The sequence below is a fragment of the Streptomyces sp. NPDC043176 genome (assembly GCF_056436715.1).
Genome location: NZ_JBWKCA010000002.1, coordinates 286,584 through 302,652, shown reverse-complemented (window position 1 = coordinate 302,652; position 16,069 = coordinate 286,584). Strand labels below are relative to the sequence as shown.

10 protein-coding genes are annotated in these 16,069 nt (G+C 73.1%); 6 read left to right on the top strand and 4 right to left on the bottom strand.

Translation table 11 applies throughout. The features are described from left to right. Positions 1–31 precede the first annotated feature (31 nt). Both AC067A_RS03955 and AC067A_RS03950 read left to right on the top strand, forming a co-directional pair. Positions 32–2,956 (top strand): FAD-binding and (Fe-S)-binding domain-containing protein, encoded by a 2,925-nt coding sequence (locus AC067A_RS03955; protein WP_478614109.1) that lies wholly within the window; start codon positions 32–34, stop codon positions 2,954–2,956. Positions 2,957–3,199: 243 nt separating this feature from the next. Then, on the top strand, positions 3,200–4,621 hold the full coding sequence (locus AC067A_RS03950; RefSeq protein WP_478614106.1) for a Gfo/Idh/MocA family protein: 1,422 nt from the start codon (positions 3,200–3,202) through the stop codon (positions 4,619–4,621). A 49-nt stretch (positions 4,622–4,670) separates the two neighbouring features. Here the strand turns inward: AC067A_RS03950 and AC067A_RS03945 are convergent, their stop codons facing one another. After that, positions 4,671–6,290 carry a peptide-N4-asparagine amidase gene (locus AC067A_RS03945; RefSeq protein WP_478614104.1) on the bottom strand — a complete coding sequence of 540 codons (1,620 nt, stop codon included), beginning with the start codon at positions 6,288–6,290 and terminating at the stop codon, positions 4,671–4,673. 201 nt (positions 6,291–6,491) lie between these two features. On the opposite strand from AC067A_RS03945, the gene AC067A_RS03940 reads away from it, so the two are divergent. Beyond that, complete coding sequence (locus AC067A_RS03940; protein ID WP_478614101.1) at positions 6,492–8,300, top strand: ABC transporter transmembrane domain-containing protein; 1,809 nt, start codon at positions 6,492–6,494, stop codon at positions 8,298–8,300. Further along, on the top strand, positions 8,297–10,078 hold the full coding sequence (locus tag AC067A_RS03935; protein ID WP_478614099.1) for an ABC transporter ATP-binding protein: 1,782 nt from the start codon (positions 8,297–8,299) through the stop codon (positions 10,076–10,078). Before AC067A_RS03940 ends, AC067A_RS03935 begins: the two co-directional genes overlap by 4 nt. A 242-nt stretch (positions 10,079–10,320) precedes the next feature. On the opposite strand, the gene AC067A_RS03930 is transcribed toward AC067A_RS03935, so the two are convergent. After that, complete coding sequence (locus AC067A_RS03930; RefSeq protein WP_478614096.1) at positions 10,321–11,112, bottom strand: metal-dependent hydrolase; 792 nt, start codon at positions 11,110–11,112, stop codon at positions 10,321–10,323. Between the two features lie 133 nt (positions 11,113–11,245). Between AC067A_RS03930 and AC067A_RS03925 the strand changes: the two genes are divergently transcribed. Both AC067A_RS03925 and AC067A_RS03920 read left to right on the top strand, forming a co-directional pair. Beyond that, complete coding sequence (locus AC067A_RS03925) at positions 11,246–13,759, top strand: DEAD/DEAH box helicase (protein ID WP_478614094.1); 2,514 nt, start codon at positions 11,246–11,248, stop codon at positions 13,757–13,759. A gap of 28 nt (positions 13,760–13,787) precedes the next feature. Then, entirely contained in the window at positions 13,788–14,651 is an 864-nt protein-coding gene (locus AC067A_RS03920) for an acyl-CoA thioesterase (RefSeq protein WP_478614092.1), read from the top strand. A gap of 10 nt (positions 14,652–14,661) precedes the next feature. Here AC067A_RS03920 and AC067A_RS03915 read toward each other — a convergent pair whose 3' ends face one another. Together AC067A_RS03915 and AC067A_RS03910 are read right to left on the bottom strand one after the other, a co-directional pair. Then, positions 14,662–15,732 carry an RNA ligase (ATP) gene (locus AC067A_RS03915; RefSeq protein WP_478614089.1) on the bottom strand — a complete coding sequence of 357 codons (1,071 nt, stop codon included), beginning with the start codon at positions 15,730–15,732 and terminating at the stop codon, positions 14,662–14,664. Between the two features lie 111 nt (positions 15,733–15,843). After that, the gene (locus AC067A_RS03910) at positions 15,844–16,068 is read right to left on the bottom strand and encodes a DUF6011 domain-containing protein (protein ID WP_478614088.1); all 225 of its coding nucleotides are present in this window, start codon (positions 16,066–16,068) and stop codon (positions 15,844–15,846) included. Position 16,069: the final 1 nt, after the last annotated feature.

Sequence of the window (16,069 nt, the reverse complement as noted above, 5' to 3'; positions counted from 1 at the left end):
GCCCGGGGACGCGCCGAAGGGGAGACCTGACATGCCGCTGCTCGAGCCGAAGCCGCAGGCCCTCCGTTCCAAGGCGAGGCGGAGTCCGGCGCCGGACCGGGTGCCGGAGCTCCAGGAGCGGGGCACGCCGCGGCGGCTGCGCGAGGAGCTCACCGAACTCCTCGGCCCGGAGAAGGTCCTGTCGAAGATCTCCGACCTGGTGCGGTACGCCTCGGACGCCAGCCCCTACCGCTTCGTGCCGCAGGTCGTCGTGGTCGCCGAGGACATCGACGACATCTCCACGATCCTGTCCTACGCGCACGGCAAGGGGCGCGAAGTGGTCTTCCGGGCCGCCGGGACCAGCCTCAACGGGCAGGCACAGGGCGAGGACATCCTCGTCGACGTCCGCCGGCACTGGGCGGGCGTCGAGGTCCTGGACGGCGGCGCCCGCGCCCGGATCCGTCCCGGCACCACCGTCGTGCGGGCGAACGCGGCGCTCGCCCCGTACGGGCGGGTCCTCGGGCCCGATCCGGCCAGCGCGGTCGCCTGCACGATCGGCGGGGTCGTCGCCAACAACGCCTCGGGCATGACGGCCGGGACGACCAGGAACTCGTACCGGACCGTCTCCTCCCTCACCTGCGTGCTGCCCAGCGGCACCGTCGTGGACACCGGCGGCCCGGAGGCCGACGCGGAGCTGGCGCGCGCCGAACCGCGGCTGTGCGCGGAGCTGCTCGCGCTGAAGGCCGAGATCGGGGCGGACGCCGAACTCACCGCCCGGATCCGGGCCAAGCACGCCATCAAGAACACCAACGGCTACCGGCTCGACGCCTTCCTCGACGGCGCCACGCCCGCGGAGATCCTGCGCGGCCTCATGGTCGGCTCCGAGGGCACCTTCGGCTTCATCTCCGAGGTCGTCTTCGACACCCTGCCGCTGGACCGCGAGGTCGCCACCGCGCTGCTCTTCTTCCCCTCGCTGCCGGCCGCCGCCGAGGCCGTCCCGCTGTTCAACGAGGCGGGCGCGCTCGCGGTCGAGCTGATGGACGGCAACACGCTGCGGGCGTCGGTGAGCGTCGCGGGCGTGCCCGCCGACTGGGCCGGACTTCCCAAGGAGACGGCGGCGCTCCTGGTCGAGTTCCGCGCCCCGGACCCGGCGGCCCTCGACGCGTACGAGCGGGCGGCCGAGGCGGTCCTCGACGGGCTCGAGCTGGTCGCCCCGGCGCCCTCCGTGGAGAACGCGTTCACCCGGGACCCCAAGCGGATCTCCGGGTACTGGAAGGCCCGCAAGGCGTTCGTGACGGCGGTCGGCGGCTCGCGCCCGTCCGGCACGACGCTGATCACCGAGGACTTCGCGGTGCCGCCCGCCCGTCTCGCCGAGGCCTGCGCGTCGCTGCTCGACCTCCAGTCGCGGCACGGCTTCGACGCGGCCGTCGCCGGCCACGCGGCCCACGGCAACCTCCACTTCCTGCTCGCCTTCGACGCCGCCGACCCCTCGGACGTCGAGCGGTACGCGGCCTTCATGGACGAGTTCTGCAAACTGACCGTGGAGCGCTTCGACGGCTCCCTGAAGGCGGAGCACGCCACCGGCCGCAACATCGCGCCCTTCCTGGAGCTGGAGTGGGGGACGCGGGCGACGGAACTGATGTGGCGGGTCAAGGAGGCCATCGACCCCGCCGGGGTGCTTGCCCCGCGCATCGTGCTCGACCGCGACCCGCAGGCCCATCTGCGCGGCCTGAAGACGATCCCCTCCGTGGAGCGGATCGCCGACCCCTGCATCGAGTGCGGCTTCTGCGAACCGACCTGCCCCAGCCACGACCTGACGACCACTCCCCGCCAGCGGATCGTGCTGCGCCGCGAGATGATGCGCCAGGCCGCCGGCTCCCCGGTCGAGGCGCGCCTGCTGGAGTCGTACGGCTACGACGCCGTCGACACCTGCGCGGGCGACTCCACCTGCAAACTGGCCTGCCCGGTCGGGATCGACACCGGCGCGCTGATGAGGGAGTTCCGCCACGAGCGGCACTCGTCGCGCGAGGAGCGGGTCGCCGCGCTGGCCGCGCGGAACTTCCGCGCGGTGGAGGCCTCCGCGCGGCTCGCGGTCGCCGCGGCGGACCGGATCGGCGACCGGGTCCTGGAGTCGGCGACAAGCCTGGCGCGCCGCGTGGTGCGGCCCGACCTCGTGCCGGAGTGGCTGCCGGAGATCCCCGGCGCGGCGGCCCGGCGGCTGCCCCGCACCCACCGCCCTGCGGCCGCCGCCGTCTACTACCCGGCCTGTGTGAACCGCATCTTCGGCGGACCCGACGGCCGCACCGGCCCGTCGCTTCCGGAGGCCGTCGTGGCGGTGTCGGCGCGGGCCGGGAAGCCCGTGTGGATCCCGGACGACGTGGCGGGTACGTGCTGCGCCACGATCTGGCACTCCAAGGGGTACGAGCGGGGCAACGAGGTGATGGCGAACCGGATCGTCGAGGCGGCCTGGGGGTGGACGGCCGGCGGGAAGCTGCCGCTCGTGGTGGACGCCTCCTCGTGCACGCTCGGCATCGCGCACGAGGTGGTGCCGTACCTGACGGACGACAACCGGGAGCTGCACGCCGAGCTGACGGTGGTGGACTCGCTGGTGTGGGCGGCGGACGAGCTGCTCCCCCGGCTCGACGTGCGCCGCCGGGTCGCCTCCGCCGTGGTCCACCCGACGTGCTCGATGCGGCACCTCGGCGACGAGGACAGGCTGACCGCGCTCGCCGGGGCCTGCGCGGAGGAGGTCGTGGTCCCCGCCGACGCGGGCTGCTGCGCCTTCGCGGGCGACCGCGGCATGCTGCATCCGGAGTTGACGGCGTCGGCGACGGCCCGCGAGGCGGCGGAGGTCACGTCCCGCCCGTTCGACGCGCACCTCTCGGCCAACCGCATGTGCGAGATCGGCATGGACCGGGCGACGGGCCGGAGCTACCGGTCGGTGCTGCTGGCGCTCGAGCACGCGACCCGCCCCTGACCGGTCGTCACCCGCCGGTCGTCACGGCCGGCCGGAGGACCCCTCACCCCAGGCGGTGAGGGGTCCTTCGTATGTTCGGGTGACGGTCGCCGTTCGCCTCGGCCCGGTGCGATATCCGGAACAGTAAAGTCCAACCACCCGTCGCAAGAGTCCTATCGGCGCCCTTGCGCACCATCGGCCACCGGGGCCAGGGTCCTGTGCGGGATTCATGAAACAGCCGTGCACACAGCTCCGGGAGGTTCCATGAACGAGCAGACACCGCCTACTCCGAGCCGCCGCAAGGTGCTCAGGAGCACCGCGGCCGCCGGCGCGGGAATCGGCATCACCGCCACCGGCGCCCAGGGCGCGTCCGCGTCCACCGTCTCCGTCCCGTCCGCCGCCACCGCGTCCCCCGGGGCGCCGGCCGAGCCGCGCCGGCTCGGCGCCACCATGGCGGGGGTCCCCTTCGAGGGCCGCTCCACCGTCCGGGTGGGGATCATCGGCCTCGGCAACCGGGGCAACGCCATGATCGGCCTCTACCTCGCGCTCCCCTGGGTGAAGGTGGTCGCCGTCTGCGACCCGGTGCGCGAGAAGGCCGAGCGGGCCACCGCGAAGGTCGTCGCCGCCGGCCGGCCCGCGCCGGCCGTCTACACCAACGGCGAGGAAGACCACGAGAACCTCTGCGCCCGCACGGACGTCGACTTCGTGCACGTGGCCACGCCGTGGGACAGCCACTACGCGATCGCCCGGGCGGCCATGCTGAACGGCAAGCACGTCGGCGTGGAGTGCCCGGTCGCGATGCGGCTCGACGAACTGTGGTCCCTGGTCGACCTGTCCGAGCAGACCCGCCGGCACTGCATGCAGCTGGAGAACTGCTGCTACGGGCGGAACGAGATGCGGGTCCTGCGCATGGCGCACGCCGGGAGGTTCGGCGACCTGCTGCACGGAGCCGGCGCCTACAACCACGACCTGCGGGCCCTGATGTTCTCCCCGACGTACTACGAGGGGCCCTGGCGGCGGCGGTGGCACACCCGGCTGCGCGGCGACCTCTACCCCAACCACGGCTTCGGGCCCGTCGCCAACTACATGGACGTCAACCGCGGCGACCGGGCGGTGAGCATCAGCAGCTTCGGCACCCCGGCGCTCGGTCTCGCCGAGTACCGCGCGGAGCACATGCCGCCGGGCGACCCGAGCTGGAAGGAGACGTACATCGAGAGCGACCGGACGATCAGTCTGGTCCAGACGGCCAAGGGCCGGGTGATCCGCCTGGAACACGACGTCTCCACGCCGCACCCGTACAGCCGGATCAACAGCCTGGGCGGTACGCGGGGCGTCTTCGAGGACTATCCGGCCCGCGTCTACCTGGAGCCGGACCACAAGGACGACCAGTGGCACGACTTCTCGGCCTACGCGGACGAGTTCGACCACTGGCTCTGGAAGGAGCACGCCAACCCGCCGGGCGGCCACGGCGGCATGGACTACATCATGGTCTACCGGCTGATGCAGTGCGTCCGGCTGGGGCTCGTGCCGGACTTCGACGTGTACGACGCCGCCACCTGGACCGCCCCGGTGCCGCTGAGCCACGAGTCGATCAAGGCCAAGGGCGCGCCGCAGGAGATCCCCGACTTCACGCGCGGCGAGTGGCGCAAGGCCCGCTCAGGCGTGGACTCGGTCAAACCGGCCTGAGGACGCGGCGCCCGGCACCCGTGGACGGGGGCCGGGCGCCGTCGCCGGTTCAGCAGCGGCGCAGGTCCTCCGTGAGCGTGCCCTGAACGGTCGTCAGGCTCCGGTCGTAGCAGCCGGCGGAGCCGTACAGGCGGTAGCGCTCGGTGGTGGTGCCGACCGCGTGCCGCTGGTCGCGCGGCACGCCGGAGGTGTACGTGGCGTCCCCGGCGTAGGTGTCGTCGAGCCGCGACCAGGAGACGCGGCGCCCGTCGCGGACGACGAGGGTGTCGGCGCGGTCCCCGAGCGTGAGGACCGTCCGGAGCCGGTCGCCCGCGCCGATCGTCGTCTCGCCGTCCATGGTGTAGGCGCGGCGGACGCGGGTGACGGTCCGGCCGGCGGTCACGGTCTCGTCGTCGCCCCAGCGGCCGGTGAACGCGTCCGGGTTCTCGCCCTCGCCCCACCGGTGGACGGAGGTGTGGGCGACGGCCCGGACGACGGTGGTGTCGACGCGGCCGTGCGAGGTGTTCAGGTGGCCGGCGACGGTCAGCCGGTGCGCGGCGTCCGTGTCGAGCCGGTGCGGGGCCGTGCCCCCGGCGTCCGCGGTGTACTCGGAGGTGTTGCGCGGGGCGCCCTCCTCGTGCCGGTCGAGTCCGCCGGTGACGACGCGGCTGCCCTCGTCCTGCCAGAGCAGCATGTTGGTGGGGGTGGACCAGCCGGCCAGGCCGGCCGGGACCCCGGCGACGGTGACCTCGACGCGATGGGCGCGGCCGTCGTTGAGGAGTGCGGCGAAGGGCGTCAGGTCGTAGACGATCGGCTGGACGTCGAAGGCGCGGGGCGCGGGGGTGACGTACCAGAGGAACGGGTTGGACCAGCCGCCGGTCCAGACGGTGGGGAAGGGCGCGGCGATGCCGGCGAGCCTGCCGTCCACGGCGACGCGGACCTCGCGGTGCGGGCCGCCGGCCGCCCGGCAGGAGTACGGGGCGGCGTCGGGGGCGGAGAGGTACCAGTACTCCTCGCAGCCGCCGCCCGAGCCGGTGGCGTACACCTCGGCGAGGAGGCGTTCGGTGTTGCGCGGGGTGGTGAGGGTGGAGTCGGTGAGGGGGATCACCCGGTCGGGGGTACCGGCGGCGGGTTTCACCCGGCCCTCCGCGGTGTGGAAGGTGAGGGTGACGCGGACGTCGAGGACGCCGGTGTACGTCTCGTTCACGACATTGCCGATGAGCATCTCGACCGGTTGCGGGCGGCTGAGGGTGTCGCGGTAGCGGGTGACGTCCTTCTCGACGGACCAGGCGATTCCGTCGGGCGAGGGCTGGGGCGTGGACGTGCGGAGGATCTCGACGCCGCCGACGGCGAGGTGGCCGAGGCGGTCGTACTGGCGGCCCTTCACACTCCCTTCGAGGCGCAGGACGATCTTGTTCCAGCGCGTGCCGCACTCCTCGGGCGGGGTGTAACTCCCCTGGTACGGGGTGAAGTCGCGGAACTGCGCGGCGGCGAGGGTCACCTCGCAGCCGCGGGTGCCGGGGGTGGCGACGGGCGGGGCGGCGATGACCGGGTCGTGCCAGTCGGTGGTGAACTCGGCCGGGGGCGTCGGGCCGTTCGGACCGTCGGCGGCGGCCGGCTGGGCGGTGAGCAGCGCTCCGGCGGCCAGGATCAGGCCGCTGATCATGCTCATGATCTTGAGGGATCTCATGGGGCAGGAGTGAAGCGCGGCCACCACCGCACGGTCCAGAGGACGATGAGCGGACATGGCGCGATCTGTTCCCCCGTGGGGAAAATCGATTGCCGCCCCCGAGCGAAGAGGCGAACCTTGCACGGTTTCCCCCACCCGCACCGCCGTCGCACAACCTCCGGCGCGCGGTCCCCCCAGACACCCCGGAGACCCTGGGACGCCATGCAGATTCGAGATCTTCCCTACGCCGACCCAGGGGTCCCCGACATCCGCTCGGGTCCCCGGTTCCTCCTCTGGCTCGGCCGCCGTCAACTGGGCGGGCAGGTGAAGTCCCTGCTCTGGGGACTGCTGCACCACCTGGGCATCGCCGGCCTGCCGCTCGGCACCGGCATCGCCGTACAGGCGGTCGTGGACCGGGACGGCGGACGGCTCGCGTTCGCCGGCGGCCTGCTCGCCGTCCTCGGCGCCGCGATCGCCGTCGGTGACGTGATGCTCCACCGCACCGCCGTCACCAACTGGATCACGGCGGCCGCCCGGGTCCAGCAGCTCCTCTCCCGCAAGACCGCCGAGCTCGGCTCCGTCCTGACCCGCCGGGTCGCCGCGGGCGAGGTCGTCGCCGTCTCCACCGGCGACGTCGAGAAGATCGGCTGGTTCGTGGAGGCGCTGTCCCGGTTCGCCGCCGGAGCCGTCGCCCTGGTGGTCATCTGCGTCGGCCTCACCGTCTACCAGCCCGCCCTGGGCGTCGTGGTCGCCGTCGGCGTCCCCGTGCTCGCCCTCGCGGTGCTGCCGCTCCTCCCCCGGGCCACCCGCCGGGCGGACGTCCAGCGCGAGAAGGCCGGCAAGGCCACGGAGCTCGCCTCCGACACCGTCGCCGGACTGCGCGTGCTGCGCGGCATCGGCGGCGAGGACCTGTTCCTCGGCCGCTACCGCGCCGCCTCCCAGGAGGTCCGCAGGGCCGCGGTGCACAGCGCCCGGATGTGGGCGCTGATCGCCGCCGTCCAGGTCGTGCTGCCCGGCGTCCTGCTCATCGTGGTGGTGGCGTACGGGACGCGGCTCGCGCTCGACGGGCGGATCACGGTCGGCGAACTGGTCACCGTGTACAGCGCCGTGGCCCTCACCTACCACCCCCTGCGCAACTTCGAGGAGATCGCGATGGCGTACTCCTTCTCCCGCCCGTCCGCGAAGCGGGCGGCCCGGGTCCTCGCCCTGACCCGCACCACGACGACCACGGCCGCCGGCGGCGAGGAGCGCGCGGCCACCGGCGACCTGTACGACCCGCTGACCGGTCTGCTCGCGCCGGCCGGCCGGTTCACCGCCGTCGTCTGCGGCGATCCGGACGTCGCCGGCCGGCTCGCGGACCGGCTCGGCGGGCACCCGGCGGAACCGGGAGCCGGCCACACCTCGGTGCTCCTCGGCGGGGTCCCGCTCGACGAACTCCCGCTGGAGTCGGCCCGTACGGCCGTCCTGGTCCAGGACAAGGACCCCGTGCTGCTCTCCGGCACCCTGCGCGACCTGCTCGACGTGCCCTCCTCGGGCGCGGTGCCGGCCGCGGACGCGCTGGCCGCCGCCCAGTGCGACGACGTCCTCGACGCGCTGGCGCAGGCCTCCGTGGACACCGGCGGCGACCCGATGCGCACCCGCATCACCGAGCGGGGCCGGTCGCTCTCCGGCGGCCAGCGCCAGCGGCTCGCCCTCGCCCGGTCCCTGGTGGCCGACCCGGAGGTGCTCGTCCTGGACGAGCCGACCTCGGCGGTCGACGCGCACACCGAGTCGCGCGTCGCGGCGGGCGTCCGGCAGCTGCGGAAGGCCAGGACCACAGTGGTCCTCGCCTCCTCGCCGCTGCTCCTGGACCGCGCCGACCGGGTCGTCCTGGTCCACGAGGGCCAGGCGGTCGCCGTCGGCACCCACCGCGAGCTGCTCGCCGCGGAGCCCCGCTACCGCGCGGTGGTCACCCGCGAGACCGACGAGGAGCTCGCCACGGCCGTCGGCCTCGCCGGCGGACTCGAAGCACTGGAAGGGGAATCGGCATGATCGGCCTGGCGCCTCCGGAGTACGACCCGGCGGCCCCGACGACGGCGACGACGCTCCCCGTCGCCGCCACCGCGACCGCCCGCGGTTACGTCCGCGCACTGCTGAGCCGGCACCGCCGGGCGTTCGCCCTGCTCATCGGGGTGAACGCGGTCGCCGTGATCGCATCCATGGCGGGCCCGTACCTGCTCGGCTCGGTGGTGGACGGGCTCGCGGACGGAGCACGGGACCTGCATCCGGAGCGCACGGTCGCGCTGTTCGCGGTCGCGCTGCTCGTCCAGACCTTCTTCGTGCGGCTCGTCCGGCTGCGCGGGGCGATGCTCGGCGAGGAGATGCTCGCCGACCTGCGCGAGGACTTCCTCGTCCGGGCGGTCGGCCTGCCGCCCGGCGTGCTCGAACGGGCCGGGACCGGCGACCTGCTCTCCCGGATCACCACGGACGTCGACCGGCTCTCCAACGCCATGCGCGAGGCCGTGCCCCAGCTGGCGATCGGCGTCGTCTGGGCCGGGCTGCTGCTCGGCGGCCTCGCGGTGACGTCGCCGCCGCTGGCGCTCGTCGCGCTGCTCGCGGCGCCCCTGCTGGTCGTCGGCAGCCGCTGGTACTTCAAGCGGGCGCCGGCCGCCTACCGCTCGGAGTCCGCCGGGTACGCGGCGGTCGCCGCCGCGCTGGCCGAGACGGTCGACGCGGGCCGCACCGTCGAGGCGCACCGCCTGGGCGCGCGCCGGATCGCCCTGTCGGACCGGCGCGTCTCGGAGTGGGTGGCCTGGGAGCGGTACACGCTCTTCCTGCGCTCGGTCCTCTTCCCCGTCGTCAACGTCACCCACATGACGGTGCTGTGCGCGGTGCTGCTGCTCGGCGGGGTGTTCGTGCTCCGGGGCTGGATCGACGTCGGCCAGCTGACGACCGGCGCCCTCCTGGCGCAGATGCTGGTCGACCCGATCGGCATCGTGCTGCGCTGGTACGACGAGCTCCAGGTCGCGCAGGTGTCGCTGGCGCGGCTCGTCGGCGTCCGGGACATCGAGCCGGACGCGGGCGACCGGGACGTACGGCCCGAGGGCCGCGCCGTCCGGGCCGACGACGTCCGGTTCGGCTACCGCGAGGGCGTCGACGTCCTGCACGAGGTGTCGCTGAAGGTGGCGCCCGGCACCCGGATCGCCCTCGTCGGCCCGTCCGGCGCGGGCAAGTCCACGCTCGGACGGCTCCTCGCCGGCGTCTACGCCCCCAGGACGGGTTCCGTCACCCTCGGCGCCGCCGAGCTGGCCCGGATGCCCGCCGAGCAGGTCCGTGAGCACGTGGCCCTGGTCAACCAGGAGCACCACGTCTTCGTGGGCTCCCTCCGGGACAACCTGCGCCTCGCCAGGGCCGGGGCCGACGACACCGAGCTGTGGGCCGCCCTGACGGCGGTCGACGCGGACGGCTGGGCACGCGGCCTCGACGCGGGCCTGGACACCGAGGTCGGCTCGGGCGGGCATGCGCTGACCCCGGCGCAGGCCCAGCAGATCGCCCTGGCCCGGCTCGTCCTCGCCGACCCGCACACCCTGGTCCTGGACGAGGCGACCTCGCTCCTCGACCCCCGCGCGGCCCGGCACCTGGAGCGTTCCCTGGGCCGCGTCCTGGACGGACGCACGGTCGTGGCCATCGCCCACCGGCTGCACACCGCGCACGACGCCGATCTGATCGCGGTCGTCGAGGCGGGCCGGATCAGCGAGCTCGGCAGTCACGACGAACTGGTCGCGGCGGACGGCCCGTACGCGGCCCTGTGGAGGTCGTGGCACGGCTGACCCCTGACGAGGGGGCCCGTACCGGAAGCCCGGTGCGGGCCCCTTCTCGTCTCCCCCCTCACCGTCCCGGGAAGTCCTTAGGGCCTGTCTGACGATTCCCGTCGGATCAGGCTGGGGCGTTCGGTGCGTGCGATCGGCGTGCGGCAGGGGCGCCCTCGTAGCGGAGCTACTTGGGCGTTTCGGCCGTGCGGCGAGCGTGCGTGCCGGGCGGTCCGGACCCGACGGGAATCGTCAGACAGGCCCTAGATGAAGCCGAGCGCCGAGGCGCCGCCGACCCCGCCGAGGAGCATGAAGACGGGCATGAGGACCTTCAGCTCGATCCAGCTGCCGGCGCGGAAGCGCATGGGCTTGGGGGGACCGATGGGGTACCAGCGCTTGCGGCCGACGGGGATGGGCCAGAGGATCGGGCAGCCGGAGACGGTGAGGGCGTCGCCGATGTCGTGGACGAGGGCGCCCAGGACGATCGGCAGGCCGAGCCACAGGTACTCCTGGCCGGGGCCGGTGAAGAGCCAGTCGGAGCCGTTGCCGGGCTGGTCGAGGACACCCGCGAGGATCCAGGCGCCGGCGGCGCCGAGCAGCCACACCAGGACGTCGCTGGACATCCGGGCGGCCCGCCACAGCAGGCCTTCCACGGCGAGGACCAGGTGGACGAAGAGGAGGGCGAGGACGGCCCACCGGCCGCCGGTGACGGCCGCGGCGGAGGCCCCGGCGCCGATCAGGACCGCCCAGAGCCAGGTGTGGGTGAGGGTGCGGTGTCCCCCGGACCTGCGCGGGTCCGCGCTGGAGCGGGTGGCCTTGTAGACCGCGTACGACAGCTTGTCGACGACCTCGCAGAGGACCCGGGAGACCGGGCCGAAGGCGCGCGAGATGGTCGCGGACTTGTGGTCGAGGTCGGGGGCGAGGGCGGCGCCCGCGCAGATGAGCGCGCCGACGAGGAGGACCGGCCAGGGCATCGGGTGGTCGAAGGCGGCCGCGGCCGCTCCCACACCCAGCCAGGCCGCCGCTCCGGACAGTGAGTGCGCCGGTCCCATCATGGTCGCTGCCGCCCCCGTTTCTCCTACGCCGGCGCTCAGTTGACGACCGGTCGACGGACGAGCCTATCGCCCGCGATCAAGAGGGCCGGTGGCCGGTTCCCTCATCCGAGCGGAATGCGGGCAAGATGGGGTCGTGACCCTTATCGATCAGCTGCCGCCGACCGCCGACCCCGACGCCCTCTTCGAGGCCTTCTCCTCCTGGGCCGAGGACCGGGGCATCACGCTCTACCCGGCCCAGGAAGAGGCGCTGATCGAGGTCGTCTCCGGCGCCAACGTGATCTTGTCCACACCCACCGGGTCAGGAAAGTCGCTGGTCGCGGCGGGGGCGCACTTCACCGCGCTCGCGAACGACCAGGTGACCTTCTACACCGCGCCGATCAAGGCGCTGGTGTCGGAGAAGTTCTTCGACCTGTGCAAGCTCTTCGGCACGGAGAACGTCGGCATGCTGACCGGCGACGCGTCCGTGAACGCGGACGCCCCGGTGATCTGCTGCACGGCGGAGGTGCTGGCCTCCATCGCGCTGCGGGACGGCAGGTACGCCGACATCGGCCAGGTCGTGATGGACGAGTTCCACTTCTACGCCGAGCAGGACCGCGGCTGGGCGTGGCAGATCCCGCTGCTCGAACTGCCGCAGGCGCAGTTCGTCCTCATGTCGGCGACGCTCGGCGACGTGTCGATGTTCGAGAAGGACCTGACCCGGCGCACGGGCCGGCCGACGTCCGTGGTCCGCTCCGCGACCCGGCCGGTGCCGCTGTCGTACGAGTACCGGCTGACCCCGATCACGGACACCCTGACCGAGCTCCTGGAGACCAAGCAGGCGCCGGTCTACATCGTGCACTTCACACAGGCGCAGGCCGTCGAGCGCGCGCAGTCGCTGATGAGCATCAACATGTGCACGCGCGAGGAGAAGGACAAGATCGCCGAGCTGATCGGCAACTTCCGCTTCACCACCAAGTTCGGCCAGAACCTCTCGCGTTACGTCCGCCACGGCATCGGCGTGCACCACGCGGGCATGCTGCCGAAGTACCGGCGGCTCGTGGAGAAGCTGGCCCAGGCGGGCCTCCTGAAGGTGATCTGCGGGACGGACACCCTCGGCGTGGGCGTGAACGTGCCGATCCGCACGGTGCTGTTCACGGCCCTGACGAAGTACGACGGCAACCGGGTGCGGACCCTGCGCGCCCGTGAGTTCCACCAGATCGCGGGCCGGGCGGGCCGGGCCGGTTTCGACACGGCGGGGCTGGTCGTCGCGCAGGCCCCCGAGCACGTCATCGAGAACGAGAAGGCGCTCGCGAAGGCGGGCGACGACCCCAAGAAGCGCCGCAAGGTCGTCCGCAAGAAGGCCCCCGAAGGCTTCGTCGCCTGGAGCGACACCACCTTCGAGAGGCTGATCGGCGCCGAGCCGGAGCCGCTGACCTCCCGCTTCAAGGTCACCAACATCATGCTGCTCTCGGTGATCGCCCGGCCGGGCAACGCCTTCGAGGCGATGCGCAAGCTGCTGGAGGACAACCACGAGCCGCGCAAGGCCCAGCTGCGGCACATCCGCCGGGCCATCGCGATCTACCGCTCGCTGCTCGACGGCGGCGTGGTGGAGCAGCTGGACCAGCCGGACGCCGAGGGCCGCACGATCCGTCTCACGGTCGACCTCCAGCAGGACTTCGCGCTCAACCAGCCGCTGTCGACGTTCGCGCTCGCCGCCTTCGACCTGCTGGACCCGGAGTCGCCCTCGTACGCCCTGGACATGGTGTCCGTGGTGGAGTCGACGCTCGACGACCCGCGCCAGATCCTCGCCGCCATGCAGAACAAGGCACGCGGCGAGGCCGTGGGCCGGATGAAGGCGGACGGCGTCGAGTACGAGGAGCGGATGGAGCGGCTCCAGGAGATCTCGTACCCGAAGCCGCTGGAGGAGCTCCTGTGGCACGCGTACAACGTCTACCGGAAGTCCCACCCGTGGGTCGGCGACCACCCGGTGTCGCCGAAGTCCGTCATCCGTGACATGTACGAACGCGCCCTGACGTTCACGGAGTTCACCTCCTGGTACGAGCTGGCGCGGACCGAGGGCATCGTGCTGCGGTACCTCGCGAGCGCATACAAGGCGCTCGACCACACCATCCCGGACGACCTGAAGACCGAGGACCTGGAGGACCTGATCGCCTGGCTGGGCGAGATGGTGCGCCAGGTCGACTCCTCGCTCCTCGACGAGTGGGAGCAGCTCGCCAACCCGGAGGTCCAGACGGCCGAGGAGGCCCAGGAGAAGGCCGACCAGGTCAAGCCGGTCACGGCCAACGCCCGCGCCTTCCGGGTCCTGGTGCGCAACGCCATGTTCCGGCGGGTGGAGCTGGCCGCCCTCGACAACGTCGACGCGCTGGGCGAGCTGGACGCCGAGGCCGGCTGGGACGCGGACGCCTGGGGCGAGGCGATGGACGCGTACTGGGACGAGTACGACGACCTCGGCACGGGTCCCGACGCGCGCGGCCCGAAGCTGCTCGCCATCGAGGAGGACGCGGCGCACGGCCTGTGGCGCGTCCGGCAGACCTTCGCCGACCCGAACGGCGACCATGACTGGGGCATCAGCGCGGAGGTGGACCTCGCGGCCTCCGACGAGGAGGGCCGCGCGGTGGTCCGCGTGACGTCCGTCGGACAGCTGTAGCCACCGCCGACAGAAGGAGTCGCGAACCGTGACCAGTCCCGCCGAGAGGCTCGTGGACCTGCTCGACCTGGAGCGGATCGAGGTCGACATCTTCCGCGGGCGCAGCCCGCAGGAATCGCTGCAACGGGTCTTCGGCGGGCAGGTCGCCGGGCAGGCCCTGGTGGCGGCCGGCCGCACCACCGGGGGCGACCGGCCGGTGCACTCGCTGCACGCCTACTTCCTGCGGCCGGGCCGGCCCGGGGTGCCGATCGTGTACCAGGTGGAGCGGGTGCGCGACGGCCGGTCGTTCACGACCCGCCGGGTCACCGCGATCCAGGAGGGGCGGACGATCTTCAATCTGACGGCCTCCTTCCACAAGCCGGAGGAGGCGGGCTTCGAGCACCAGCTGCCGCCGCGCCACCTGACCGACCCGGACACGCTGCCGAACCTCGCGGACGAGATCCGCGAGCACCTGGGCGCGCTGCCGGAGGCGCTGGAGCGGATGGCCCGCCGCCAGCCCTTCGACATCCGCTACGTCGACCGGCTGCGCTGGACCCAGGAGGAGGTCAAGGACGCGGACCCGCGCTCCGCGGTGTGGATGCGGGCCGTGGGGCCGCTGGGCGACGACCCGCTGGTCCACACCTGTGCCCTGACCTACGCCTCGGACATGACCCTTCTGGACGCGGTGCGCATCCCGGTCGAGCCGCTGTGGGGTCCGCGCGGCTTCGACATGGCCTCGCTCGACCACGCGATGTGGTTCCACCGCCCGTTCCGCGCGGACGAGTGGTTCCTCTACGACCAGGAGTCCCCGATCGCCACGGGCGGCCGGGGACTCGCACGGGGCCGGATCTACGACCGCGAGGGCCGGCTCCTGGTGTCGGTGGTCCAGGAGGGCCTGTTCAGGAAGCTGTAGCCCCGCCCGGTCACTCGTACTCGGTGGCGCCCTTGCGGGTCAGGTAGGCCGGGCTGACCGCCTTGGCGATGGCACGGCCGCCGGTCACCGGGCTGTACCGCTCGGTCACCGGCCGGATGACGACGCCCTCGCGCAGATGCGCCTCCCGGCCGGAGACGGTCTCCCGGCCGCTCGCGTGCGCGAGGACGGTCTCCAGGTCGTACGGGCCGGTGTACAGCCGCGGCACGAGCGGGGCCTCGCCGGGCTCCAGGACCTCGGCCGGGTCCAGCCAGCGGACCTTGCCGTCGATGTCGGCGGACACGTCGAAGAGGGCGTATCCGACGGTCTCGGAGCGGGCGTCGGCGCCGTAGGCGAGGTCCTGGACCCCGGAGCCGTACACCTCGCCGAAGAGCCCGACCCGGCGCGCGCCGAGGCGTTTCGCGAGGCGCTCGGCGACGGCGGCCAGCCCGTGCCCGTGGACGGCACGCCAGTACAGGTTGCGCGGGTCCTCCTGGAGGGCGAGGCCCTTCGACCCGAATCCCTTGGAGGACACCTGCACGCGTCCGTCCTCGGCGCCGTAGGTGAGCAGGCAGGCGGTGCCGTGGAGCTTCTCGGTGAGGACGACGGGCTCGCCGGGCTCGAAGATGTCCGGGTAGCGCTGGAGGTTCTCGATGTCGACCCAGGGCAGCAGGTCGGGCGCGACCTCCACGTCGCCGCTCATGGTCGGCGGTATCGGCGGCACCCACTTCACGATGCCGAGGCGCTCCGCGAAGTCGGTTCCGTCGGCGGCGGCCCGCTCCAGGTCCACTCCCGCGAGCGCTCCCGGGCGGCAGACGATCCCCTGCGACAGCTCACCGCGGAGGCGTACCGCCTTGACCCGGTCCGCGTTGCCGCCGGCGAGCCGTCCGGTCAGTCCCAGCTCCTCGATCAGGCCCGCGGGCAGCACGGCCTGCTCGGGGATGTAGACGGCGGCGTCGCCCGTCGTGTACGCCCCCTTGGCGACGACGGCCCGGTAGAGGCCCACCTGTGCCAGTTCGAGGGCGTCGGCGTCGGGGTGCGGATGGACGGTCAGGACTTCGGCGGTGACGCGCAGGGTCGACATGTTCGGTTCTCCGGTCGGTCGGGTCTCGGTCTCATCGCCGCACACTGTGGCCGACCCGTTTTCCCCTGGGCGATCGATTTGCCGCCTGGTAGCGTCGCCGGGTTGCGGTTCCTACGCCTCCGGGGCGAGGCCCGGCAGCGTGTCCTGGTCGACCTCGTGGCGGCGGGTGCGGATGTCGGGGGCCGGGGGGTGGAGTTTGGCGTCGCAGGTGGGCCCGAGGCCCGTGCGCCGGGAGTCGGCGCCGGTCAGGGGTCGGCCGCAGAGGCGGCAGTGGACGCGGCGCGGCGGGCCGTCCGGTGCGGAATCGATCGCGATTGCCAGTGGTTCGTCTCCCATG